The sequence below is a fragment of the Pseudomonas qingdaonensis genome, from assembly GCF_018398475.1.
GTDB classification, from domain to species: Bacteria; Pseudomonadota; Gammaproteobacteria; order Pseudomonadales; family Pseudomonadaceae; genus Aquipseudomonas; species Aquipseudomonas palmensis.
In genome coordinates this window covers 2,903,511-2,925,989 of record NZ_CP074676.1, presented here as the reverse complement: position 1 = coordinate 2,925,989, position 22,479 = coordinate 2,903,511, and the positions used below count along the sequence as shown (strand labels likewise).

19 protein-coding genes are annotated in these 22,479 nt (G+C 65.1%); 10 read left to right on the top strand and 9 right to left on the bottom strand.

Annotated features, from left to right (window positions below):
- Nucleotides 1–91: 91 nt before the first annotated feature.
- On the bottom strand, nt 92–1,165 hold the full coding sequence (locus KH389_RS13300; protein WP_043860165.1) for a 3-deoxy-7-phosphoheptulonate synthase: 1,074 nt from the start codon (nt 1,163–1,165) through the stop codon (nt 92–94).
- Between the two features lie 592 nt (nt 1,166–1,757).
- Between KH389_RS13300 and KH389_RS13295 the strand changes: the two genes are divergently transcribed.
- The gene (locus KH389_RS13295) at nt 1,758–2,561 is read left to right on the top strand and encodes a hypothetical protein (protein WP_213607475.1); all 804 of its coding nucleotides are present in this window, start codon (nt 1,758–1,760) and stop codon (nt 2,559–2,561) included.
- Here KH389_RS13295 and KH389_RS13290 read toward each other — a convergent pair whose 3' ends face one another.
- Together KH389_RS13290 and KH389_RS13285 are read right to left on the bottom strand one after the other, a co-directional pair.
- Nucleotides 2,562–3,227: a response regulator transcription factor gene (locus KH389_RS13290; RefSeq protein ID WP_043860164.1), complete on the bottom strand. Its 666-nt coding sequence runs from the start codon at nt 3,225–3,227 to the stop codon at nt 2,562–2,564.
- Nucleotides 3,228–3,272: 45 nt separating this feature from the next.
- On the bottom strand, nt 3,273–3,809 hold the full coding sequence (locus KH389_RS13285; RefSeq protein ID WP_213607474.1) for a PQQ-dependent catabolism-associated CXXCW motif protein: 537 nt from the start codon (nt 3,807–3,809) through the stop codon (nt 3,273–3,275).
- A 156-nt stretch (nt 3,810–3,965) separates the two neighbouring features.
- On the opposite strand from KH389_RS13285, the gene KH389_RS13280 reads away from it, so the two are divergent.
- A complete protein-coding gene (locus KH389_RS13280; protein WP_043860162.1) occupies nt 3,966–4,610 on the top strand; it encodes a response regulator in 645 nt (214 codons plus the stop codon).
- A gap of 17 nt (nt 4,611–4,627) precedes the next feature.
- Here the strand turns inward: KH389_RS13280 and KH389_RS13275 are convergent, their stop codons facing one another.
- Both KH389_RS13275 and exaA read right to left on the bottom strand, forming a co-directional pair.
- Nucleotides 4,628–5,278 (bottom strand): pentapeptide repeat-containing protein, encoded by a 651-nt coding sequence (locus KH389_RS13275; RefSeq protein ID WP_043860161.1) that lies wholly within the window; start codon nt 5,276–5,278, stop codon nt 4,628–4,630.
- Between the two features lie 102 nt (nt 5,279–5,380).
- Nucleotides 5,381–7,252, bottom strand: a complete 1,872-nt coding sequence (gene exaA / locus KH389_RS13270; protein ID WP_043860160.1) for a quinoprotein ethanol dehydrogenase — start codon at nt 7,250–7,252, stop codon at nt 5,381–5,383.
- A gap of 273 nt (nt 7,253–7,525) precedes the next feature.
- Between exaA and pedF the strand changes: the two genes are divergently transcribed.
- From pedF to KH389_RS13255, 3 genes are read left to right on the top strand one after another with little or no spacing between them, the layout of a single operon-like run.
- Nucleotides 7,526–7,963, top strand: coding sequence for a cytochrome c-550 PedF (gene pedF / locus KH389_RS13265; protein WP_043860159.1), 438 nt, complete (start codon nt 7,526–7,528; stop codon nt 7,961–7,963).
- Between the two features lie 3 nt (nt 7,964–7,966).
- Nucleotides 7,967–8,722, top strand: a complete 756-nt coding sequence (locus KH389_RS13260; protein ID WP_043860158.1) for a quinoprotein dehydrogenase-associated SoxYZ-like carrier — start codon at nt 7,967–7,969, stop codon at nt 8,720–8,722.
- 8 nt (nt 8,723–8,730) lie between these two features.
- Nucleotides 8,731–9,657: a quinoprotein relay system zinc metallohydrolase 1 gene (locus KH389_RS13255; protein WP_213607473.1), complete on the top strand. Its 927-nt coding sequence runs from the start codon at nt 8,731–8,733 to the stop codon at nt 9,655–9,657.
- Nucleotides 9,658–9,724: 67 nt separating this feature from the next.
- On the opposite strand, the gene KH389_RS13250 is transcribed toward KH389_RS13255, so the two are convergent.
- Nucleotides 9,725–10,876, bottom strand: a complete 1,152-nt coding sequence (locus tag KH389_RS13250; RefSeq protein WP_213607472.1) for an acyl-CoA dehydrogenase family protein — start codon at nt 10,874–10,876, stop codon at nt 9,725–9,727.
- Between the two features lie 16 nt (nt 10,877–10,892).
- A complete protein-coding gene (locus KH389_RS13245) occupies nt 10,893–11,963 on the bottom strand; it encodes an enoyl-CoA hydratase/isomerase family protein (RefSeq protein WP_043860155.1) in 1,071 nt (356 codons plus the stop codon).
- Nucleotides 11,964–12,300: 337 nt separating this feature from the next.
- On the opposite strand from KH389_RS13245, the gene KH389_RS13240 reads away from it, so the two are divergent.
- The 3 genes from KH389_RS13240 to nahK all read left to right on the top strand — a co-directional run bounded on the left by KH389_RS13240 (nt 12,301) and on the right by nahK (nt 17,443).
- Entirely contained in the window at nt 12,301–13,482 is a 1,182-nt protein-coding gene (locus KH389_RS13240; protein ID WP_043860154.1) for a porin, read from the top strand.
- A gap of 219 nt (nt 13,483–13,701) precedes the next feature.
- The gene (gene nosP / locus KH389_RS13235; protein ID WP_213607471.1) at nt 13,702–14,865 is read left to right on the top strand and encodes a nitric oxide-sensing protein NosP; all 1,164 of its coding nucleotides are present in this window, start codon (nt 13,702–13,704) and stop codon (nt 14,863–14,865) included.
- A complete protein-coding gene (nahK, locus tag KH389_RS13230) occupies nt 14,795–17,443 on the top strand; it encodes a hybrid sensor histidine kinase/response regulator NahK/ErcS' (RefSeq protein WP_213607470.1) in 2,649 nt (882 codons plus the stop codon). The genes nosP and nahK overlap by 71 nt, the downstream gene beginning before the upstream one ends.
- On the opposite strand, the gene KH389_RS13225 is transcribed toward nahK, so the two are convergent.
- Together KH389_RS13225 and KH389_RS13220 are read right to left on the bottom strand one after the other, a co-directional pair.
- Entirely contained in the window at nt 17,421–18,428 is a 1,008-nt protein-coding gene (locus KH389_RS13225) for an aldo/keto reductase (RefSeq protein WP_213607469.1), read from the bottom strand. The two genes, nahK and KH389_RS13225, sit on opposite strands and share 23 nt — an antisense overlap.
- Before the next feature lie 135 nt (nt 18,429–18,563).
- A complete protein-coding gene (locus KH389_RS13220) occupies nt 18,564–19,868 on the bottom strand; it encodes an MFS transporter (protein WP_078480999.1) in 1,305 nt (434 codons plus the stop codon).
- Nucleotides 19,869–20,028: 160 nt separating this feature from the next.
- On the opposite strand from KH389_RS13220, the gene KH389_RS13215 reads away from it, so the two are divergent.
- Entirely contained in the window at nt 20,029–21,129 is a 1,101-nt protein-coding gene (locus tag KH389_RS13215) for a sugar diacid recognition domain-containing protein (RefSeq protein WP_213607468.1), read from the top strand.
- Nucleotides 21,130–21,263: 134 nt separating this feature from the next.
- A complete protein-coding gene (locus KH389_RS13210) occupies nt 21,264–22,403 on the top strand; it encodes a glycerate kinase (protein WP_054914526.1) in 1,140 nt (379 codons plus the stop codon).
- The last annotated feature ends 76 nt before the right edge of the window (nt 22,404–22,479 follow it).

Genomic DNA, 22,479 nt, shown 5'->3' with positions numbered 1-22,479 from the left:
AACGGCAGGACCAGAACGTCTGACCTGCCTGCCCCTTAACATTCTGCCTATGTGAGGGGCGCCGAGGCGCCCTCGTCGGGGCGACAGGTGTCTACCCGCGTTGGCTAGTGGCCGCTTCGCTCAACAAGGCTTCTGTGGCCCCCCAGCCCAGGCAGCCATCGGTGATCGATACACCGTAGCGCAGGGGGGCCTTGCCCAGTGCCTGGCAACCCTCGAACAAATGGCTTTCGAGCATCATGCCGATGATCGAGCGGTCACCCTGCAAGCGTTGCTGCAGCACCTGATTGAACACTTGAGGTTGGCGCAGTGGGTCCTTGCCGCTGTTGGCATGGCTGCAGTCCACCATCAGACGTGGGCGGATGCCGGCCTTGTGCAGGCCCTGGCGTGCCTGCTCCAGGCTGGCGGCATCGTAGTTGGGGCCCTGGTGGCCGCCGCGCAGCACCAGGTGGGTATCAGGATTGCCAAGGGTCTCGACGATCGCTGGATGCCCCTGGGCATCCAGCCCGAAGTGGCGGTGGGCATGCGCGGCACTGCGGATGGCGTCGCAGGCGATACCCACGCCGCCGTCGGTGCCATTCTTGAATCCGACCGGCAGCCCCAGGCCGCTGACCATCTCGCGGTGAATCTGCGATTCGGTGGTGCGTGCACCGATGGCCGCCCAGCTCAGCAGGTCATCGAAGTAGCCTGCTGCCATCGGCTGCAGCAGTTCGGTGGCCACCGGCAGGCCCCGTTCGAGCATGCCCAGCATCAGCTGGCGAGACAGCGCAAGGCCACCCTGCATGTCATCGCTGCCATCCAGGTGCGGGTCGTATGCCAGGCCTTTCCAGCCCACCGTGGTGCGAGGCTTTTCGACATAGGCACGCATCACCAGCAACAACTGGTCATCAACCTGGCGGGAGAGGGCAGCCAGGCGTTCGGCGTATTCGAGGGCAGCGTGGGGGTCGTGCAGCGAGCAGGGGCCGACAATCACCAGCAGGCGATCATCCTCGCCGTCGAGAATCGCCTTCACCGCCTGGCGGTGGCGCTCGACCTGGCCGCCAAGGGCGCTGGACAAGGGCAGTTGCTGCTTGAGCTGAAACGGGCTGGGCAGGCGCAGGTTGAGGCTACTGTTGGCTGCGACAGCCTGGGGTTGGGACAGGTTCAGGGCTTGGGTGGACGCTTGCATGGTCGGGTTTCCTTGGGCGGAAGGCGGGTTCGGTCCCGCGCCTTCGGCCCTAGCGAGATGTTCGATTTCGTGTCGGTGTTTGCGTGCCACCTGTACTGGACCGGTCGGAGGCGGCTGGCTGGCCCGAACGGCAGTGGCTAAATCGCCAGGCAAGGCTTTGGTAACGGTAATAGGTGCTGTGGTTCATGCTGCAATCCTCATCGATGTCGGTGGTGTACGGCGCCCAAAACAAAACCCCCGGTGGGCAGGGCCGACCGGGGGTTGAGTATTCTCGTGTTCGGCGGCCCTAGGAGTGGGCGCCGGTGTGGGTATCAGCGGCGCCTGTGGCTAAACCAATACCCAAAATAAAAGCCGCTGGCAGGCAGTGCCGCGCACGCAGGCACAGCCGCCAGGTGCGATACGCGACCTGTGTGCAGTGCTTGAGTGAGGGAAATAGACGACATGCTGTGCTCCAGTTGATTGCCCGAGCTTACTTCAGGCGCGCAACTGGATGCAACCGGCAAATGGCGTTAGGCTTGCGCCCGATTGCTGGCACCGGAGCGTTGTCAGCGCACGCCGCACAGACGTGCATACCACCACATGGAGTCTCCCGATGCATGTGAACGACTACACATCGGCCATTACCACCCGCACCACCGGTGCAAGCCCCCTCCCTACCAGCCTTGGCATCAACCATGGCAACAGCAGCAGCGCCAGGGCCCTGAATGCCTACGCCGGGCAGGATACCAGCAGTGTCTCCAACCTGGCCCGTCAACTGGCCGCAAGTGCCACCCGTGCCAGCGAGCGCGATACCGGCCTGAGCCATTCGGCACTCGGTGCGTTGGCCAGGTCGCTGCTCGACAAGATTACCGGCGCTGCGTATTCGGCCAACAAGGCCGCCCACGACAAGGAAGTACCGGCCACCGATGACCCCGAGCTGCTGGCCCGGGCCGAACAGGCCACTGCGTTCGTGAACGCGACGCTGACCGTGGGCAGCAAGACCGTTGAAAACCCGTTCGCCGGCCTGTCGCGCGAGCAGCTGGCGCTGATCACCTACGATGACAGCGGCACCTTCACGGTCAACGAACGGCGCGCCGCGTTCGAGGAGTCCACCCGCCAGGAGCAGGCATGGCGTCGCGAGGTCAGCGACAAGGCGCAACAGGAATACAACACCACCGGCCGCATGACGGACTTCTTCAAGCAAGTGCAGGCTCACTACAACAGCCTGCCGGCAATCGAGAAGGCTCAATATCCGGCCGACTATGCGGCGCAGGTGCAACAGCACATCGATGCCGACATCAACTACAAGGCGCAGAACGCCAAGGACATGATCGTTCCCATGACCCTGGCCGAAACCCTGTTGTCGATGGGGCCGGTGGGCAGCGGCAAGACCCTTGCGCTACCCGGCGCCGGCTGATCAGCGCCGCAGATAGGCGGTAAAGTCGATATCGCCGGCACTGAGAATCGCCTGCACCCGGTTGTGCACGTTGAGCTTGCGCAGAATCGCCGAGACATGGGCCTTGACCGTGGTCTCGGCGATATCCAGGTTGTAGGCGATCTGCTTGTTCGACTCCCCCTTGGTCATGCGCTCGAGCACCAGCAACTGCTTGCGGGTGAGCGCCTGCAGCAGCTCCGGGGCAAAGCCTGCATGCTCGCTCTGGTTGCGCCGGCCGGTGCTTTTTTGCGTGCGGATGATGTCGGGCGGCAGGTACACGTTGCCGTTGAGGATCTGCTCGATGGCATCGGTCATCTGCGAGCGCGGCGACGACTTGGTGATGAACCCCACCGCGCCATAGGTGATTGCCTGCAGCACCACCTGTTTGTCCTGCTCGGCCGAGACGATCACCACCGGAATCGTCGGCGCCTCGTTGCGCAGGTTGATCAGCCCGCCAAGGCCATGCATGCCGGGCATGTTCAGGTCCAGCAGGATCAGGTCCAGGTCATCATGCTGGCCGGTCAGGCTAAGGGCGCTGTCCAGGTCGGCGGTTTCCATGACCTCGCTGCCAGGGAAGCCGTCAGTGATGACGTTGTGGATCGCTTCGCGAAACAGCGGGTGGTCGTCGGCGATCAGAATCTTGTACATGGCTTTGCACCTTATTGTTGTGGTTGACCGCTAGGCAGACAGTAGTCAGGGGAACGCTTCGGGTGTCGCGGGGTGTACCGGCAGCCCGGCATTCTCCCAGGCATCCAGGCCATCACGGTACCAGTACAGCCGCGTGTAGCCCAGTGCATCGGCGCGCTTGACCGCATTCCAGCTCAGCCAGCAATCGGAGCGACAGTAGAAGACGATGGCGCGCTGCTTGTCGCCATGGCTCAGGCGTTGCAAGTGGCGGCTGAAATAGCGGGCCCAGGCGTCGTCCAGCTGGCCATCGCCGGTGTTGGCCAGCCAGTGGCTGTGGGGGAGGTTGGCATGCGGCTCGCTGTCGATGAACCGGCCATGCAGCCAGGGGCGCTTGTACACGTCGATCAGCAACGGCGGTGGCTGCTGTTGCAGCAGGGCCTGCAGCTGCGCGGTGTCGAGGGTCTGCGCCGGCGGCGCCTGATGGGGGGTAGGGCTGCGGTACAGGGTGGCGCGGTAGCCGTCGGCAGTGAACAGCGCCGTGTCGGCGCTGGCGGGCAGCGCCAGGGTCAGGCAGGCAGAAGCGAACAAGGCACGCAGCAGCATGGTCGGCAGTCTCGTTTTTGTTATGCCTGGTATTACAGGCCAGTACTGGCGCTTTGTGAATGCGACCATCGACAGCGCGGGCAGTACCAAAGTAGTAGCGGCCGTGCTCGCCAGCGGCTCTAGCATGGGGTATAGCCACTACAGGAGTACTGCGCGATGGGCATCTTGCTGGTCGACGACCACCCGATGATCCGCCTGGGCCTGGCCCACTTTCTGGGCGAAGGGCTCAATGGCCTGCCAGTTCGCGAGGCCGGCAGCGGCGAGGAGGCCCTGCAGCAGGTGCAGGAGGAACTGCCCGGCCTGGTGATCATGGACTTCGACCTGCCCGGCATCAGCGGCCTGGAAACCACCCGGCGCCTGCGTCAGCGCCTGCCGCAACTGCGTGTGCTGTTTTTCAGCGAACACACCGAGCTGGGCCTGGTTCGCCAGGCACTGGACGCGGGGGCCTGCGGGTTTCTGTCCAAGGCGGCAGCGCCGGCGGTGGTGCTTGAAGCCGTGCGCCGGGTACTGGCGGGGCATGCCTACATCGAGCAACCGCTGGCCACCCAGCTGGCCTGCCAGCCGCACCCGGGGCAGGGTGGCGGCAATGCTCGGCTGCAGGGGCTGACCCAGCGCGAGATCGAAATCTTCCTGATGCTGGCCAAGGGCACGCCGACCCGGTTGATAGCCCAGCAGCTGTGCATCAGCGCCAAGACCGTCTCCAACTACCTGACCTTGCTCAAGAGCAAGCTGCAGGTCAGCTCCCATGCCGAACTGGTGCACCTGGCAATCGAAGCCGGCCTGCTGCGTATAGCGGCGTAGGCTGTGTACGCAGGCACCTAGTCCCAGGTGCTCGGGCAACCCTGGCAGCCTTCCATGTTGCTGTCCTGGAAGTTGGCGTAGTGCTGGCGAGTGCCGCGCAGGTCGGCTTTCTCCAGGTTGCTTTCACCGAACTTGGCTTCCTGCAGGTTGGCATCGGCCAGGTTCGCCCCCACAAGGTCGGCCCTGCTCAGCCAGGTCATTTCCAGGTCGGCGGCTTGCAGGTTGGTATTGTGCAGCTTGGCGCCGGACAGGCGGGCAAACTCCAGGTAGGCGGCGCTGAGGTTGGCACCATTGAAGTTGGCGCCCTGGGCGTACATGCCCCAGGCCTGGACCGCGATCAGCGTGGCATCGGTGAAGTTGGCCACGCGCAGGTTGGTTTGCTGCAGGCTGGCACGGGTGAGGTTGGCGCCTTGCAGGTTGGCTTTCTCCAGGTTGGCCAGGTCGAGCTTGGCGTGACGCAGGTTGGCGCCACGCAGGTCGGCACCGGCCAGGTTCATCTTGCGCATGTCCTGGTTGTTCAGGTCGGCGTTCTGCAGGTTGGCGCCGGGGCACTGGCTTTCAGGCTGGATGATGCAGCCGTTGATCTTCAGCGGCTGTGGTTCCAGTTCGTCGTCGGCAGCAAAAGCCGGGGACAGGGCGACGGCGAGCACTAGGGGCAGATACTTCATGGGAATCTCCTTGGCAGTTTGAAAGCAGACGCGGGTCAAGCCCGCTCCCACAGGTTTGGTGATCCCTTGTGGTGGCGAACTTGACCCGCGAAAACGCTCAGATCAACGCTTGGCGGTCTTGGTATCCCAGGCCGGGATCTTGAACACCCAGAACGATCCACCCTGTGCCACCGGCTTGGTCAGCTCGGCCATGTCGCCACCCCACAGCGGTACTGCACCGCCGTAGCCGACGGTCACGCCGATGTACTGCTCGCCATCCTGTTCCCAGGTGATCGGTGGCGAAACGATGCCGCTGCCGGTCTGGAATTTCCACAGCTCTTCGCCGGTCTTGGCGTTGAAGGCCTTGAAGTAGCCGTCGCCGGTACCGGTGAACACCAGGTTGCCCTTGGTGGCCAGCACGCCGGCCCACAGCGGCAGGCGCTCGTTGTGCTCCCACACCACCTTGCCGGTGGTCGGGTCCATCGCACGCAGCGAACCTACGTGGTCCTCGTACATGCGCTTGATGCGGAAGCCCATGCCCAGGTAGGCCGACCCTTTCTTGTAGTTGACCTCTTCGGTCCAGTATTCCTCTTTCCAGTGGTTGGCCGGTACGTAGAACAGGCCGGTGTCCTGGCTGTAGGCCATCGGGTTCCAGTTCTTGCCGCCCAGGAACGGTGGCGAGACTTCCACCGGCTTGCCCTTGGTTTCGCCTGGCAATGGCTTGGCCGGGCGCTGGCCTTCGTTTTCGACCGGGCGACCGGTCTTGAGATCGATGTGGCTGGCCCAGGTGATGTTGTCCACGAACGGGAAGGCGTTTTTCAGCTTGCCGTTGGTGCGGTCCACCACATAGAAGAAGCCGTTGCGGTCAGCGTGCGCGGTGGCCTTGTACTGCTTGCCGTCCTTGTCCTTGTAGTCGAACAGCACCAGTTCGTTGTTGCCCGAGAAGTCCCAGGCATCGTTCGGGGTGTGCTGGTAGAACCACTTGACCTCACCGGTGGTCGGGTCGACGCCGACCTGGCCCGAGGTGTACAGGCTGTCGAAGTCGTGCGGGTTGCCGTCCTTGGAGGTACGTGCCCAGGTGTTCCACGGGCCAGGGTTGCCGGCGCCGACGATGATGGTGTTGGTTTCGGGGTCGAAGCTTGCGCTTTGCCATGGGGCGCCGCCACCGTGGCTCCAGGATTCGACCTTGCCGGTCTCGGTGGTCGGATCGTCCGGCCAGGACGGCGCCTTGACGTCGCCGGTAGGGGTGCTGTCCTTGCCGTTCAGGCGGCCCATGTGGCCTTCGACGAACGGACGCATCCACACTTCTTCACCGGTTTCCGGGTCGCGTGCATACAGCTGGCCGACCACGCCGAATTCGTCACCGGAGCTGCCGTGAATCAGCAGCACCTTGCCGCTCTTCTGATCCTTGATCAGGGTCGGGGCGCCGGTCATGGTGTAGCCGGCGCTGTGATCGCCGAATTTCTTGTTCCATACCACCTTGCCGGTGTCTTTGTTCAGCGCGATCACGCGGGCATCGAGGGTACCGAAGTAGATCTTGTCGCCGAAGATGGCAGCGCCACGGTTGACCACGTCACAGCACGGACGAATGTTGTCCGGCAGGCGATGGTTGTAGGTCCACAGACGCTTGCCGGTCTTGGCGTCCAGGGCGAACACCCGCGAATAGGAGCCGGTGACGTAGATCACGCCGTCGTTGATGATCGCCTGGGATTCCTGGCCGCGTTGCTTTTCGTCACCGAAGGAGTACGACCAGGCCGGGGTCAGCTTGAACACGTTCTTGTCGTTGACCATGGCCAGCGGGCTCCAGCGCTGGGCATTGGTGCCCATGCCGTACTGCAGCACGTTCTGGGTGTTGAGGTGGTCGTTGGCGATGTCTTCCCAGGTCACCGGCTTGGCGTTGGCCGCCGGTGCCAGGGCCAGGCTCGAGACCAGCAGGACGGCCTGCACAGCCATGGACAGTGGGGAAAGCGCGGCGGGTAACGATCTTATTGTCATAGTGGGTGTTCCCAATGGAGGTTTTGTGCCTGCCTAGACTGGATCGTCGCCGCCTGCGCAGATACGGAAAAACTCCCGCCCTGAGCGGGAAAATGTCCCAGTCGGCGCATGATTTGGCACTGCCCCACAAGCCCTACTACCAAGGGAGTAGCACGCGACCACCAAAGCAGCATGGGGGCGCTGGAGTGCGCTTTCTAAGATGCCCGGCAGCACCCCGGTATCGCGAGGTGCCTGCGTGCAAACCGTACAGACAAAGCAGTCGAGGGCAGAACAATGACAACAGTGAAAAACGCCTGGATGAGCGCCGTGCTGATGGCCGGCCTGATGAGTACCGGGGCGGTGTTCGCCCATGGCAACGTGACCCCGTCGGCGGTCAACACCGGCACCCTGGAAAAACTCGGTGACGAGTGGCGTGAAACCAACCCCTACCGCAACGGCCCCAACCATGACGAGGCAGTGTCCATCGGCGCCTCGGCCTACAACCAGAACTGCGCGGCCTGCCACGGCCTGGAAGCCAAGTCCGGCGGCATCGCCCCCGACCTGCGCCTGCTGGACGAGGGCGAGGCGGGCGATGAATGGTTCGTGGAGCGGGTACGCAACGGCGCGGTGCGTGACGGGCGCGTGTACATGCCCAAGATGGCCGACTACCTGAGCCAGGAAGCGTTGTGGGCGGTGCGTACCTACCTTGACAGCGTGCACATCGAGGAATAGGCCATGCGCCGGGTACCGTTGCTGTTGGCCGCGTTGCTGCTGGCCGGCCCGGCCTGTGCAATACAGCCGGGTGCCGATCCGGTGCCGTCGGTGATGTGGGAGTTCTATCGCAAACAGTGGCTCCAGGATGAGCCCTACGTCTTTGATGAGCGCGTGCGGGTGATTGCCCCGCCATTCGCCGAGGACGCCCGACAGGTGCCGTTGCAGGTCGATGCCCGGGCGTTGCCGGGCAAGGTGCAGCGCATACTCGTGTGGGCCGAACTCAACCCGATACCGCGGGTCGTCGATTTCCATCCCGGCCCGCAGGTTCTGCCGTGGCTGGCTGTGCGCATACGCATCGAGCAGGCCACCCCGCTGCGGGCGGCCGTGCTGACCGATGACGGTACCTGGCACATCGGTTCGAGCCTGATCGATGCCGCCGGCGGTGGCTGCACGGCGCCCAGCGTGGTACGCAGCCAGCCCGGCTGGGAAGAGCGCCTGGGCCAGGTACTGGGTGCACGCTACCCGCGCGAAGCCTTCAGCCGCGTGCGCCTGGACGTGTCGCACCCGATGGATAACGGCCTGACTGGCGGCATCCCCGAATTCTTCATCGAACACGCCGAGCTGTTCGATGCCCAGGGCCAGTCGCTGGCCACCCTCGAACTGTTTCCTGCCGTGAGCGAGAACCCCAGCCTGGGCTTCGACCTGCTCAACCAGGGGGCTACCCGCCTGGTGCTGCGTGACAACAACGGCAACCAGTTCGACGCTGCCATCGAGTGAGGACCGTGATGCGAGTACTGTTGCTGTTGCTGGCGTGTGTCAGCCTGCCGAGCCTGGCCGACCTGGACTATCGCCTGGCGCCGCGCCAGATCGCGGCCGGCACCTATGTGCTGGAGGGCAGCACCGAGCACTTCTCCCGTACCAACGGCGGCAACATCGTCAATACCGGTTTCATCGTCACCGAGGCTGGCGTGGTGGTGATCGACAGCGGTCCGTCGCTGCGCTATGGGCAGGCCTTGCGCAAAGCCATCGAAAGCGTCACCGACCAGCCGGTGGTGCAGGTGCTGCTGACCCATCACCACCCCGATCACGCGCTGGGCAGCCAGGCCTTTGCCGGTGTGCCTGTCGGTGCACTGCCTGGTACCACGCAGTTGCTGGAGGAGCAGGGGGATGGCCTGGCCGAGAACATGTACCGCATGGTAGGTGACTGGATGCGTGGCACCCAGGTGCGCCTGCCCGACCAACAGGTGGCGGCGGGTGAGCGTGCGTTTGGTTCGCACCGGTTGCGGCTGCTGGCCTTGACCGGTCACAGCGGTGCCGACCTGGCGGTGTTCGATGAAAAGACCGGAGTGTTGTTTGCCGGCGATCTGTTGTTCTACCAGCGTGCGCTGACCACGCCCAACACCCCTGGCCTGGCGGTGTGGCTACAGGATCTGCAGCGGCTCGAGGCGCTGCCGTGGAAGGTGCTGGTGCCGGGGCACGGCCCGCTGGCCACGGACCGTGCGCCGTTTGCGCAGATGGTTGATTACCTGGGGTGGCTGGACAAGGTGATGCGTGAGAGTGCGGCGCAGGGGCTGGACATGACCGAGGTGATTGCCACGCCGATACCCCAGCGGTTTGCGGGCATAGCGTTGAGTCAGTACGAGCTGATTCGCAGCGTGAGCCATCTGTACCCGCAGTATGAGCGGCAGGTGCTCAAACGGGTGGATCGCTAGAAGGTCTGGGGCCGGGCCAACAAGGCTGACAGGCCATGGTGGCCCGGCATCACATCAAACCGCGCATTTACAACGGATAGTGCTTCAACTCCCGCGCAATCAGCATGCGCTGAATCTCGCTCGAGCCCTCATAGATCTGCGTGATCCGCACATCGCGGTAGTATCGCTCCACGGGGTAGTCTTCCAGGTAACCATACCCACCATGCACCTGGATGGCCTTGGAACACACCCGTTCGGCCATCTCCGAAGCAAACAGCTTGGCCTGCGAAGCCTCGCTCAAACACGGCTTGCCCGCACTGCGCAAACGCGCCGCATGCAGTATCAACAACCGCGCCGCATTGAGTTGCACCTGCATGTCGGCCAGCAGGTTGGCCACACTCTGGTGCTCGTTGATCGGCTTGCCGAACTGGATGCGGTCACGCGAATACACCAGCGCCGCCTCGAACGCCGCACGCGCAATGCCCAGCGCCTGAGCCGCAATCCCGATACGCCCACCCTCAAGGTTGGACAGCGCGATCGCCAGGCCCTTGCCACGCTCGCCCAGCAGGTTGGCTGCCGGCACACGGCAGTTGTTCAAGGTCACCGCACAGGTGTCGGAGGCGCGAATGCCCATCTTATGTTCGCTGCGATCGACCACGAAACCTTCGTTGTCGGTCGGCACCAGAAACGCCGACAGCCCTTTCTTGCCCAGCTCCGGGTCGGTCACCGCAAACACGATCGCCAGGCCCGCGCGCCGCGCATTGCTGACGAACTGCTTGGACCCGTTGATCACCCACTCATCACCCACGCGCTCGGCACGGGTGCGCAGGTTGTGCGCCTCGGAGCCGGCCTGGGGTTCGGTAAGGCAGAAGCAGCCGATCACCTGGCCGGTGGCCAGACGCTCCAGCCAGGTCTGCTGCTGCAGGTCGCTGCCATAGGCGAGCAGGGGGCCGCAGCCAACCGAGTTGTGGATGCTCATCAACGCCCCGGTGGCGCCATCGCCGGCGGCAATCTCTTCCACCGCCAGTGCATAGGCCACGTAGTCGGTGTAGCTGCCGCCCCATTGCTCGGGCACCACCATGCCCAGCAAGCCCAGCTCACCCATCCTGGCCACCACGCCATCGTCGATCCAGCCGGCCTTTTCCCAGGCCTGAGCATGCGGGGCGATCTCGTTACGGGCGAAGTCGCGCGCCATGTCGCGGATCATGATCTGTTCTTCAGTCAGTTCCAGGTCTTGCATGTGCGTACTCCGGCCCTCACAGGCCTTCGAAGAATTGATCCACCCGCGAGCGTGAAAGCTCGGCGACGGTGGCGGGGTTCCAGCGAGGCTGCTTGTCCTTGTCGATGATCAGCGCGCGTACACCTTCGATCAGGTCGCCGTGCTCGAACCATTGCCGGTCCAGGTGCAGCTCCATCGCAAAGCAGTCCTCCAGGCTCAGGTGGCGCCCGCGACGCAGCATCTCCAGGGTCACCGCCATCGCCAGGGGCGAGCGCGTGGCCAGCAGGTCGGCGGTCTTGAGTGCCCATTCGTGGCTGTCGCCGACGGTCACGGCACGCAGTTGCTCGATGATGCTGGCCACATCGGGCAACGCGAAGAAGTGGTCGATGGCCGGGCGCAGCGCAGCCAGGGGAGGGTTGTCCAGGGCCTGGGTGCCCAGCCTGGCCAGCACGCCCTGCAGGTCCTTGAGCGGGTGCTCGCTCCACTTGAGCGTGTTCAGGCGTTCATCCAGGGTGCTCAGCCTGGCGCTGTCGACATGCCAGTCGGCCAGCCCGCAGTACAGCGCGTCGGCCGCCTGGATCTGCACGCCGCTCACCCCCAGGTAGGTGCCCAGTTCACCGGGGATGCGCGACAGGAAATAGCTGCCGCCCACGTCCGGAAAGTAGCCGATGCCGGTTTCGGGCATGGCCAGGCGGCTGCGCTCGGTGACCACACGCAGCTCCGCGCCCTGGGCCAGGCCCATGCCGCCGCCCAGGGTAAAGCCGTCCATCAGGGCAACGATGGGCTTGCGGTAGTGATGAATGCACAGGTCCAGCGCGTACTCCTCCACGAAGAAGTCGCGGTGCAGGCTATCGCCTGCCTTGAAGCTGTCATGCAGCGAACGGATGTCGCCGCCGGCGCAGAAACCCTTGGGGCCTTCGCCACGCAGTACCACTGCGTGAACCTGCGGGTCGACGGCCCAGGCGTCGAGCTGCTGCTGCAGCTGACGCACCATCGGCAAGGTCAGGGCGTTGAGGCCGGCGGGGCGGTTGAGGGTCAGATGGCCTACATGGTTGCGTACGGTAGCCAGTACGTTGGTATCGACCGGGGAATGCGCTTGCGCGGTCATCGCTGTCTCCCTGCTTTGTTATTGATTTTCCACATGATTTGTCGCGCCGTGGAGATGAATTCAAGGATCGTCGGATCGTAACAGTGCAATTTTGCCCATTACAATCGACAAAACTGCAGTGCCTGTCTGCATTTTTGCATGGTGGTCTCGGCCATCCGGAGCGGGTGCTGGCACTTTAGCCTTGTGACACTGGCGGACACAGGATTAGTTCCCCGGTGCCTGGCACCTCGCGCCTCGCCAAAGCAGCAGCGCCTTGCCCCCAAGGCAGCGTAGGGCGCGCGGCGCCGCTTTTCGATAATCGCCTCCGACAACCGTCCACCCGTTTGCGGAGAGCGTCATGCACAACAATAAGAATGCCCATACACGTTTCCTGCCCTTGGTGGCGAGCCTTGCCGCGCTGGGCCTGACCCCGCTGGCCCAGGCCGAGATCATGCTGTACGACAAGGACGACACGACCTTTTCCACCGACGGCTACATCAACGCCTTCTACGTCAACAGCAAGGTCGACCGTGACGGCGAGCAGTTCGACCGTCGCCAGTCCCGGGTCAAGATGGGCTTTCTGCCCAACTACCTGGGTTTCAACATGACCCGTCAGATCGACGACCTCAAGCTGGGCGGGCGCGCTTCGTTCTGGGTCACCATCAACGACAGTGAAACCAACGGCACCGACACGGCCATCGATGTGCGTCAGTTCTACGGCACCGTGACCAATTCGGAGTGGGGCGAAGTACTGATCGGCAAGGACTTCGGCCTGTTCGCCCGTTCCAACATCCTGCTCGACGAGTTGCTGGCCGGCTATGGCCAGGTCAGTGACACCCTCGGCCTGGTGGACGGTGGCGGCGTATCGTTCGGCAACATCGGCACCGGCTACCCGTACCCGTTCCCCACTGCGCAGATCACCTATCGCACCCCGGTGATGGATGGCCTGCGCATCGCCGTGGGCATCATGGACCCGGTCGATACCAACGATGACAGCGCGGTGGGCAAGGCCTACCAGAAGAATCCGCGCACCGAGAGCGAGATCACCTACCAGTTCGACCTGGGGGGCGCCAAGATCTACAGCTGGATCAACGGTGGCTACCAGACCTCGGACAACACCGACCACAACGTCGACTCGGTGACCTCCAAGGGCCTGGGTTATGGCGTACAGGCCAAGATGGGCGCCTTCTCGCTGACCGGTTCCGGCTTCACCGCCAAGGGCATCAACCCGTTCTTCACCAACAACGCCGGGGAAGCCACCTTGCGCGAGGTCGACAGCAAGGGCTACCTGATGCAGGGCTCGTACAAGTTCGGCAAGAACCGCCTGGCGTTGTCGTACGGCAAGACCAAGGACGACGGCAACGGCGCGGTCAACACCGGCGCCGACTACGAGACCCGCGGCATCGCGCTGTTCCGCGACATCAATGCCAACCTCACCCTGGTAGCCGAATACAACCAGTTCGAAATCCGCGGGCATGAGGGCAGCAGCCAGAACGAAGACACCGATACGCTGGCCCTGGGTGCCGTGCTGACCTGGTAAACCGCGTCGCCCCCTTCGCGGGCAAGCCGGCGCCCACAGCGATGCCACTGTTCTTAACGTCAGTGGCAAACCTGTGGGCGCCGGCGTTCCAGCGAAAGGGCACCCCCCTTGCAAACCTACAACCAATGCCACCCCCACCCACTACCCAAGTAGCATTCGACCCCCTCCAGCCCCTTCGTACACTGGGCCCATCCGTTAAAGCCCCCGCCGGAGGCCGTCATGCACCAACCCCCCGCCGAGGGCATTGTCAGTGCCGTCTCGCGCGCCAGTGTCGCCGAAGAGGCCGCACAGGACCTGGCCCGTCAGCTGCTGCACCCGCACCTGGGCTTCGTGCTGTTCTTCTGCTCCGCCGAATACGACCTGCCAGCCCTGGCCCACTCGCTGCAACAGAGCCTGGGCGGCATCCGCCTGGCAGGCTGCACCAGCGCCGGCGAAATCACCCCCGAAGGCTACGGCCGCGGCTGCATCACCGCGCTGGGCTTCGATTACCGGATGTTCTCGATTGCCGCCGAACTCATCGCCCCCATGCAGTACTTCAGCCTGATCGACGCGCAGCAGATGGTCGAGCGCCTGGTGGGCGACTGTCGCAGCAACACCCTGGCCCCGATCAAGGGCCACAGCTTCGCCCTGACCCTGCTCGACGGGCTGTCCAGCCGTGAGGAAACCGTGCTTGCCGCCCTCAGTGCCGCCCTGGGCGACATCCCGCATTTCGGCGGCTCGGCCGGCGACGACAACTACCTGCACCACACCCATGTGTACTTCGACGGCGCCTTCCACAGCAGCGCTGCCGTGGTGCTGCTGGTCAATACCAGCCTGGATTTCGAGGTATTCACCACCCATCACATCCAGCCGCGCCAGGAAAAGCTCGTGGTCACCCGCGCCGACAGTACCCTGCGCCGGGTCTACGAGCTCAATGCCGAACCCGCCGCGCAGGAGTACGCCGCGCTGATCGGCGTGCCCCCCGAACAGCTCGACCACCGCACCTTCGCCGCCCACCCGCTGGCGGTGCGCATCAACGAGCGCTACTACGTGCGGGCCATCCAGCAGGTGCACGACGACGGCAGCCTGAGTTTCTACTGCGCGGTGGAGAACGGCATCGTGCTCACCGCCATGCGCCCCGGGCCCCTGCTGCCCAACCTGAGCGCGTTGTTCGACGGCTTGCGCGAACGCCTCGGGCCGTTGCTGCTGACCATCGGCTGCGACTGCTTCCTGCGCCGCCTGGAGCTGGAAGGCAGCGCCGAGTTCGAAGCCGTCGGCGCCTTTTTGCAGCAGCAGCCTGTGGTGGGGTTCAACTCCTATGGAGAACAGTTCAATGGCATGCACATCAACCAGACGTTCACCGGCGTCGCCATTGGCCAGCCCCGTGCACGCCGTGGACATTGACCAGGCCGCGCTGATCGCCCGCTTGCAGCATGAAAACCGCAAGCTCAGCCGTATCAACGCCGCCCTGATCGAACGCCAGGAATCGGGCGCCGCGCGCCCGGACGACTCGTATGCGGCGTTCCAGCACTCGGTGGTGCTGGCCGAGCAGGTGCGCGAGCGCACCGATGCGCTGAACCAGGCCATGGCCGAACTCAAGGCCAGCAACCACCTGCTCAGCGATGCGCGGCTGCGCGCCGAAACCGCGCACCAGTACCTGGTGGACGCCATCGAAAGCATTTCCGACGCCTTCGTGCTGTTCGACCCGCAGCAGCGCATCGTGCTGTTCAACCAGCGCTTCAAGGCGTTCTGGGCCAACAGCCGCATCCGCATCATCGGCGGCATGCGTCTGGCCGAGATCAAGCGGCTGATGCAGAGCACCGGGCTGTTCTGCGAAGAACAACGCGGCCCCAGCGCCGAGCACATGGTGTACCGCCTGCAGGGCGGGCGCTGGCTGCAGGTCAGCGAGCGGCCGACCCAGGGCGGCGGCTGCGTGATGCTGTTCACCGACATCACCCAGATCAAGCTCAGCGAAACCCAGCGCCGCGAACAGGCCGTGGCGCAGAAGTCGCACCTGCTGCAGCGTGCGGTCGACAACCTGTCCCAGGGCGTGGCCATGGTCAATGCCGACGGCGTGCTGGAGTTGTGGAACCGGCGCTTTCTGGAACTCAGCGGGCTGGCCCCGATTGCCGCCCATCGCGACTTTGCCGAGGTGATCGCCGACAGCGAGCTGGCCTTGCTCACCCCGGCCAGCACCGATGCCAACGGGCGCAGCATCCATGAACTGGAGCAGCGCCTGTTCGACGGGCGCATGCTCGAAATCCGTACCCATCCGCTGCCGGCCGGCGGTTTCGTCAACACCTTCACCGACATCACCGAGCGCTATCAGCATGCCGAGGCGCTGAGCGAGAGCGAGCGCTGGATCCGCCTGATCACCGACCACGTGCCGGCGCTGATCGCCTACCTCAACGCCGACCTGGTCTACGAGTTCACCAACAAGGTGTACGAGCAGTGGTACTGCTGGCCGCGCGGGGTAATGCTCGGCCAGAGCCTGCGCGAGGTGCACAGCTCCGAGCATTACCAGCGCCTGGAGAGCTACGTGGAGCGGGCACTGTCGGGCGAGAGCGTGACGTTCGAGTTCGCCGAAACCAACGCCCACGGCCAGGAGCGCTACATGCTGCGCTCCTATGTGCCCAACCAGCTGGCCAGCGGCGAGGTGGTGGGGATCTTCGTGCTGATCCGCGACATCACCGAACGCCGGCGTACCGCCGAAGCCCTGCACCAGGCCTACCAGAACCTGGAGTTGCGGGTGCGCGAGCGCACCGCCGAACTCACCCAGCTCAACCAGCAACTGCTGCGCGAAATCGAAGAGCGGCGCCGCGCCGAAGCGCGCCTGCGCGAGGCCAAGCAGGAGGCCGACCAGGCCAACCTGTCCAAGACCAAGTTCCTTGCCGCGGTCAGCCACGACCTGCTGCAACCGCTCAACGCCGCGCGCCTGTTCACCAGCGCGCTGCAGGAGCAGAACTGTGCAAGCCCGGCGCTGGTGCGCAACGTCAGCAATTCGCTGGATGACGTCGAAAGCCTGCTGGGCACCCTGGTCGACATCTCCAAGCTCGATGCCGGGGTGATCAAGGCCGATGTCGCGACCTTCGCGGTCAGCGACCTGCTCGACAACCTGGCCGCCGAGTACGCCCATGCCGCCGCCAGCGAAGGCTTGCGCATGAGCTACGTGCGCAGCAGCCTGCGGGTGCGCAGCGACATCCAGCTGCTGGCACGCATCCTGCGCAACCTGCTCAGCAATGCCATCCGCTACACCCCGCAGGGGCGCCTGATGCTCGGGTGCCGGCGGCGTGGGCAGCGGGTGTTCATCGAGGTATGGGACACCGGCATCGGCATCGCCCCCGACAAGTGCGCCGAGGTGTTCCAGGAGTTCAAGCGCGGCGACCTGCAGCGTCCCGACCAGGATCGCGGCCTGGGCCTGGGCCTGGCCATCGTCGACAAGATCGCCGGCATTCTTGGCCACCGCGTGCACCTGCGCTCCACGCCGGGCAAGGGCTCGGTGTTCTCCATCGAGGTACCGCGCAGCAAGCGTGCGCCCCGGCGCGAGCCGCAACCGTCACAGGTCGAGCCGCTGACCGAACGCCTGGACGGCGCACGTATCTGGGTGGTGGACAACGATGCGGCGATCTGCGCGGGCATGCGCAGTTTGCTGGAGCAGTGGGGCTGCTCGGTGGTCACCGCCCTGAGCGAACAGGACCTGGCCCGCCAGGTGGCACTGGACAGCGAGTGGGCCGACCTGCTGATCGTCGACTATCACCTGGACAACGACCGCAATGGCCTGGAGGCGGTCGGGTCGATCAATACGCAGCGGCACACGCCGTTGCCGGCCCTGATGATCACTGCCAACTACAGCGTGGAGCTCAAGCAGCAGGTGCGCGACCTGGGCCACAGCCTGCTGCACAAACCGGTGCGGCCGATGAAGCTCAAGGCCGCCATCAGCCACCTGATCGGTTGCGAACTCAGCGTGGCTGGCGCCCGCTGACGAAGTGCGCTGCGTCGTTGTAGCCGTGGGTGGAGGCATGCCCGGGGGTAACCAGCGAATCGATGAAGGCTTCGTCTTCGGCGGTGATCTTCACCTGCAGCGCACCGCCATAGGTGTCCCACTGCGCTTCGGTGCGCGGGCCGACGATGGCGGAGCTGACGTGCTGGTTGTTGAGCACCCAGGCAATGGCGAACTCGACCATGCCCACGCCCTTGGCCTGGGTATAGGCGTGGATCTTCTGCGCGATGGCCAGTGACTCGCTGCGCCATTCGGTCTCGAGGATGCGCTTGTCCTGGCGCCCGGCGCGGCTGTTGGCGTCGGGGGTGGCGTCGGGGGCGTACTTGCCGCTGAGCACCCCACGCGCCAGCGGGCTGTAGGGCACCACGCCCAGGCCGTGAAAGGCTGCAGCGGTGAACTGCTCGGTTTCGGCCTGGCGGTTGACGATGTTGTACAGCGGCTGGCTGATCACGGGCTTGGGGATACCCAGGCGTTCGGCCAGGTTGCACACCTCGGCGATGCGCCAGCCGCGAAAGTTCGACACGCCCCAGTGACGGATCTTGCCCTGGAGTAGCAGGTCGCCGATGGCTGCCACGCTGACCTCCAGCGGGGTGGCGTGGTCTTCGCGGTGCAGGTAGTAGATGTCCAGGTAATCGGTGCCCAGGCGCGTGAGGCTGGTGTCGATGGCATTGAAGATATGCTTGCGGCTCAGGCCGCTGCGGTTGGGCAGGCCGTCGACCGGGCCGAAGCCGACCTTGGAGGCCAGCACCCAGTCGTGACGGTGGCGGGCGATGGCTTCGCCGACGATTTCTTCGGAGCGGCCGGCGTTGTACACGTCGGCGGTATCGATGAAATTGATGCCCTGGTCCCAGGCCTTGTCGATGATACGCAGCGAGTCTTCGGTGCTGGTCTGCTCGCCGAACATCATGCTGCCCAGGGTGAGGGCGGAAACCTGCAGGCCACTGCGGCCCAGGGGACGGTAGATCATGCTCGAGCATCCTTTTGCGGGAGGGGGTCGAGCTGTTTTACAGGGTTGAAAGCTTCGTCGGCAAGGCCGGCTCCCGCACAATCGTGTGAACGGCCCTCAGGCCCGTAGGAGCCGGCCTTGCCGGCGAAGCGGTCGTCAGCTGGAACGCGACACCCGCAGCGCCACCAGGCTGCCCACCACGATCAACCCCGCCAGCGAATACAACGCCACGTCGGTCGAGCCGGTCTGGTCCTTGATCCAGCCCACCAGGTACGGGCTGAGGAACCCGGCCATCTGGCCCACCGAGTTGATGATCGCCAGGCCCGCCACCGCAGTGCCCGCAGTGAGCAGGGCAGTGGGCATCGGCCAGAACATCGGCAGGCCGGTGAGCGCGCCCATGGTCGCGATGCTCAGGCCCAGAATCGCGATCACCGGGCTGTGGGCGAAGTTGACCGCCATCAGCAGCCCCACCGCGCCCATCAGCATCGGCACCACAAGGTGCCAGCGCCGCTCGTTGCGCAGGTCTGCCGAACGCCCCACCAGCAGCATGAACAGCCCGGCCAGCAGGTACGGGATGGCGCTCAGCCAGCCGATCAGCAGGGCATCGTCGAAACCCATGTTCTTGATGATCGATGGCAGCCAGAAGTTGATCGCATACACGCCGCTCTGGATGCAGAAGTAGATGAAGCCGAAGGTCCAGATCAACGGGTTGGCCAGCACCGACAGCAGGCTGTCGCTGGCGGTTTTCGGCTTGGCCGCCGCGTCAGCGTTCAGGTCGGCCTCAACCGCCTGGCGCTGCGCCGGGGTCAGCCAGCCGGCCTTGGCGTAGCCATCGCTGAGCAGCACGATCGCCAGACAGCCGAGCACCACGGTAGGCACGCCCTGGATCAGGAACATCCATTGCCAGCCGGCCAGGCCGCCCTGGCCGGCGGCGAAGTGGTTGAGAATCCACCCCGAGAACGGCCCGCCCAGCAGCCCCGACACCGGGATCGCCGACATGAACAGCGCCATGATGCGCCCGCGCCGCTGCGCCGGGAACCAACGCGAGAGGTACAGCACGATACCCGGGAAGAACCCCGCTTCGGCGGCGCCGGTGAACAGGCGCAGCACGTAGAACTCCATGGGGGTGGTGACGAACAGCAGGCAGGTCGACAGCGTGCCCCAGGCGATCATCATCAGCGCGATCCAGCGCCGTGGCCCGAAGCGGTTGAGCGCCAGGTTGCTGGGCAGGCCGCACAGCACGTAGCCGATGAAGAAGATGCCGGCACCCAGGCCGTAGATGGTTTCGCTGAACTTCAGCGCGTCGAGCATCTGCAACTTGGCGAAGCCGACGTTGACGCGGTCCAGGTAGTTGAACAGGTAGCAGATGAAGATGAACGGGATCAGCCGCAGGGTGATGCGCCGGTACAGCGCGTTGCGGTCGATGTCGTGGCCTTGGTCAGGGGCAGGGCGGTATGACATGATTCTCTCTCTGTTTTTATGTTTATCGCCGCAACTGCGTCGAGGCAGTTGTCATGACGAGTCTGTTTGAGCCAGAGGACGCTGTCTTTGTGCTTTTGCACAGCCTTTGCGCTGCACCGCTGTGCCCTCGACCAACCATTGCGACCACAAGGATCCGCCCATGTTCGAGCTCGACCACGACCTGGCACAGGATATCGTCGACCGTGCGATGGCCATTCTGCCCTACAACGTCAATGTCATGGACAGCCAGGGGCTGATCCTGGGCAGTGGCGAGGCGCAGCGTATCAACACCCGCCACGAAGGCGCGCAACTGGTGCTGGCCAACGCGCGCATCGTCGAGCTCGACGAAGAGGCCGCCAGGTGCCTCAAGGGCGTGCAGCCGGGTGTGAACCTGCCGCTGCTGCTGGACGGGCGCCTGATCGGCGTGCTCGGCATCACCGGCGACCCGCAGCAGGTGCGCACGTACGCCGAACTGGTGCGCATGACCGCCGAGATGCTGCTGGCCCAACGGCACCTGCAAGTGCAGCAGCAATGGCGCAAGCAGCGCTGCGACGACCTGCTGGCCTTGCTGCTGGGCGGCAACAGCGACGCCACCCGGCTGGTGGACGAGGCTCGGCAACTGGGGCTCAAACCCCAGCTCACGCGTATCCCGTGCCTGTTCGAGCTGGAGGAGGGCCCGGCGGCCGAGCCGCTGGCGGCCTGGCTGATGCTGCGCTACCCCGACAGCTGGTGCGTGAGCCCGGCACGTCAGTCGTTGCTGTGGTGCCGCCCGGCGACGGTGGCGCTGGACGAACAGCGCCTGCTGGACAAGATGCAGGCCCAGGGCTGGACCGTGCAGCGCCTGGCAGTGGCTGGCCCGGCCGAAGGGCTGGACAACCTGCGCCGCGGTTATCGTCGGGTGCGCGACCTGCTTGCCTACGGGCGCGAGGTACTGCCCCGCCAGCGCCTGCTGACCCTGGCGCGCTATCGGCTGCCGGCGCTGTTGTGGCGTCATCGCAACGACGATGCACTGGACGAACTGCTGCAACCGCTGCAACGGCTGCGTGCCAAGGACAGCAACGGGCAGCTGCTGGCCACCCTGCGGGCCTGGTGCGCCCACGACGGGCAGAGCCAGGCGTGCGCCGAGGCGCTGGGCATTCACCGCAACAGCTTGCGTTACCGACTGGAACGGGTGGCCGAGTTGAGCGGGGTGGACCCGATGCGGCTGGAAGGGATGCTGAGCCTGTACCTGGGGTTGCAGTTGTTGCCCGTGAACAGTTGATTGCCTGTGCGGGCCGCTTGGTCGGTGCATTGTCCAACTGAACAAATAACCCTGCGCCCGCCTGTGCATCCGACCGACGCCCGCCGCCGGCGCAACTGTCAGCATGCAGCTCATCTGGATAAGGAGCACACCGCATGAAAATCGTCATCGCCCCCGACTCGTTCAAGGACAGCCTGAGCGCCGAAGACGTGGCCGCTGCCATCGCTCGGGGGCTGGCCGATGCCTTGCCACAGGCCGAGCTGGTCAGTTGCCCGATGGCCGATGGCGGCGAGGGCACCCTGCAGGCCCTGGTGGCGACCTGCAGCGGCGAACAGCGCAGCCTGCAGGTGCAGGGCCCGCTCGGCACACCGGTACTGGCCCACTGGGGCTGGTTGGCCGACAGCCACACCGCCATCATCGAAATGGCCCAGGCCAGCGGCCTGCAACTGCTCGGCCTCGCCCAGCGCGATGCATGCCGCAGCAGCACCTATGGCACCGGGCAGCTGATCGGCGCGGCGCTGGATGCCGGGGCACAGCGCATCATCCTGGCCATCGGCGGCAGTGCCACCAACGATGCCGGCAGTGGCATGCTGCGAGCGCTGGGGCTGCGGCTGTTCGATGCCCAGGGCGCTGAACTGGCACCGGGCGGCCTGGCCCTGGCGCACCTGGCCCGGCTGGACAGCAGCGGGCTGGACCCGCGCCTGCTCGACGTGCAGGTGGAAGTGGCCGCAGACGTCGACAACCCGCTGTGCGGGGCCAATGGTGCCTCGGCGATCTTCGGCCCGCAAAAGGGGGCGAGCCCCGCCCAGGTCGCCTTGCTCGACCATGCACTGGGGCACTTTGCCGACCATTGCGCCGGCCTGCTGGAGGAAGACGTTCGGGCGTTTCCGGGCTGTGGCGCAGCGGGCGGCATGGGCTTTGCGGCCAAGGCCTTCATGGGCGCGCAGTTTCGTGCTGGGGTCGAAGTGGTGGCCGAGCTGGCCGGGCTGGAGGCGGCGGTACGCGGTGCCGACCTGGTGATCACCGGAGAGGGGCGCTTCGATGCGCAGACCCTGCGCGGCAAGACCCCGTTCGGTGTGGCGCGCATAGCCAGGCGTCACGGCGTGCCGGTGGTGGTGATTGCCGGCACCCTGGGCGAGGGCTACCAGGCGCTGTATGAGCATGGCATCGATGCGGCATTTGCGTTGACCAGCGGGCCGATGAGCCTGCAGCAGGCGTGCGAGCAGGCGGCGCCTTTGCTACGCGACAGGGCGCGGGACATCGCTCGGCTGTGGGCCTTGCACCAGGGTCTGTAACAAGCCCACTGCTGCTTCGCCGGCAAGGCCGGCGCCTACAGATAGCGGCCAACCTGTAGGCGCCGGCCTTGCCGGT

Coding starts and splice junctions, on each gene's coding strand:
- KH389_RS13225 (WP_213607469.1), bottom strand. CDS start 18,428: ATGATCTACCGTCCCCTGGGCCGCAGTGGCCTGCAGGTTTCCGCCCTC.
- KH389_RS13295 (WP_213607475.1), top strand. CDS start 1,758: ATGCATGTGAACGACTACACATCGGCCATTACCACCCGCACCACCGGT.
- KH389_RS13215 (WP_213607468.1), top strand. CDS start 20,029: ATGTTCGAGCTCGACCACGACCTGGCACAGGATATCGTCGACCGTGCG.
- nosP (WP_213607471.1), top strand. CDS start 13,702: ATGCACCAACCCCCCGCCGAGGGCATTGTCAGTGCCGTCTCGCGCGCC.
- pedF (WP_043860159.1), top strand. CDS start 7,526: ATGACAACAGTGAAAAACGCCTGGATGAGCGCCGTGCTGATGGCCGGC.
- KH389_RS13250 (WP_213607472.1), bottom strand. CDS start 10,876: ATGCAAGACCTGGAACTGACTGAAGAACAGATCATGATCCGCGACATG.
- KH389_RS13275 (WP_043860161.1), bottom strand. CDS start 5,278: ATGAAGTATCTGCCCCTAGTGCTCGCCGTCGCCCTGTCCCCGGCTTTT.
- KH389_RS13255 (WP_213607473.1), top strand. CDS start 8,731: ATGCGAGTACTGTTGCTGTTGCTGGCGTGTGTCAGCCTGCCGAGCCTG.
- KH389_RS13300 (WP_043860165.1), bottom strand. CDS start 1,165: ATGCAAGCGTCCACCCAAGCCCTGAACCTGTCCCAACCCCAGGCTGTC.
- KH389_RS13240 (WP_043860154.1), top strand. CDS start 12,301: ATGCACAACAATAAGAATGCCCATACACGTTTCCTGCCCTTGGTGGCG.
- nahK (WP_213607470.1), top strand. CDS start 14,795: ATGGCATGCACATCAACCAGACGTTCACCGGCGTCGCCATTGGCCAGC.
- KH389_RS13210 (WP_054914526.1), top strand. CDS start 21,264: ATGAAAATCGTCATCGCCCCCGACTCGTTCAAGGACAGCCTGAGCGCC.
- KH389_RS13220 (WP_078480999.1), bottom strand. CDS start 19,868: ATGTCATACCGCCCTGCCCCTGACCAAGGCCACGACATCGACCGCAAC.
- KH389_RS13280 (WP_043860162.1), top strand. CDS start 3,966: ATGGGCATCTTGCTGGTCGACGACCACCCGATGATCCGCCTGGGCCTG.
- KH389_RS13245 (WP_043860155.1), bottom strand. CDS start 11,963: ATGACCGCGCAAGCGCATTCCCCGGTCGATACCAACGTACTGGCTACC.
- KH389_RS13285 (WP_213607474.1), bottom strand. CDS start 3,809: ATGCTGCTGCGTGCCTTGTTCGCTTCTGCCTGCCTGACCCTGGCGCTG.
- KH389_RS13290 (WP_043860164.1), bottom strand. CDS start 3,227: ATGTACAAGATTCTGATCGCCGACGACCACCCGCTGTTTCGCGAAGCG.
- exaA (WP_043860160.1), bottom strand. CDS start 7,252: ATGACAATAAGATCGTTACCCGCCGCGCTTTCCCCACTGTCCATGGCT.
- KH389_RS13260 (WP_043860158.1), top strand. CDS start 7,967: ATGCGCCGGGTACCGTTGCTGTTGGCCGCGTTGCTGCTGGCCGGCCCG.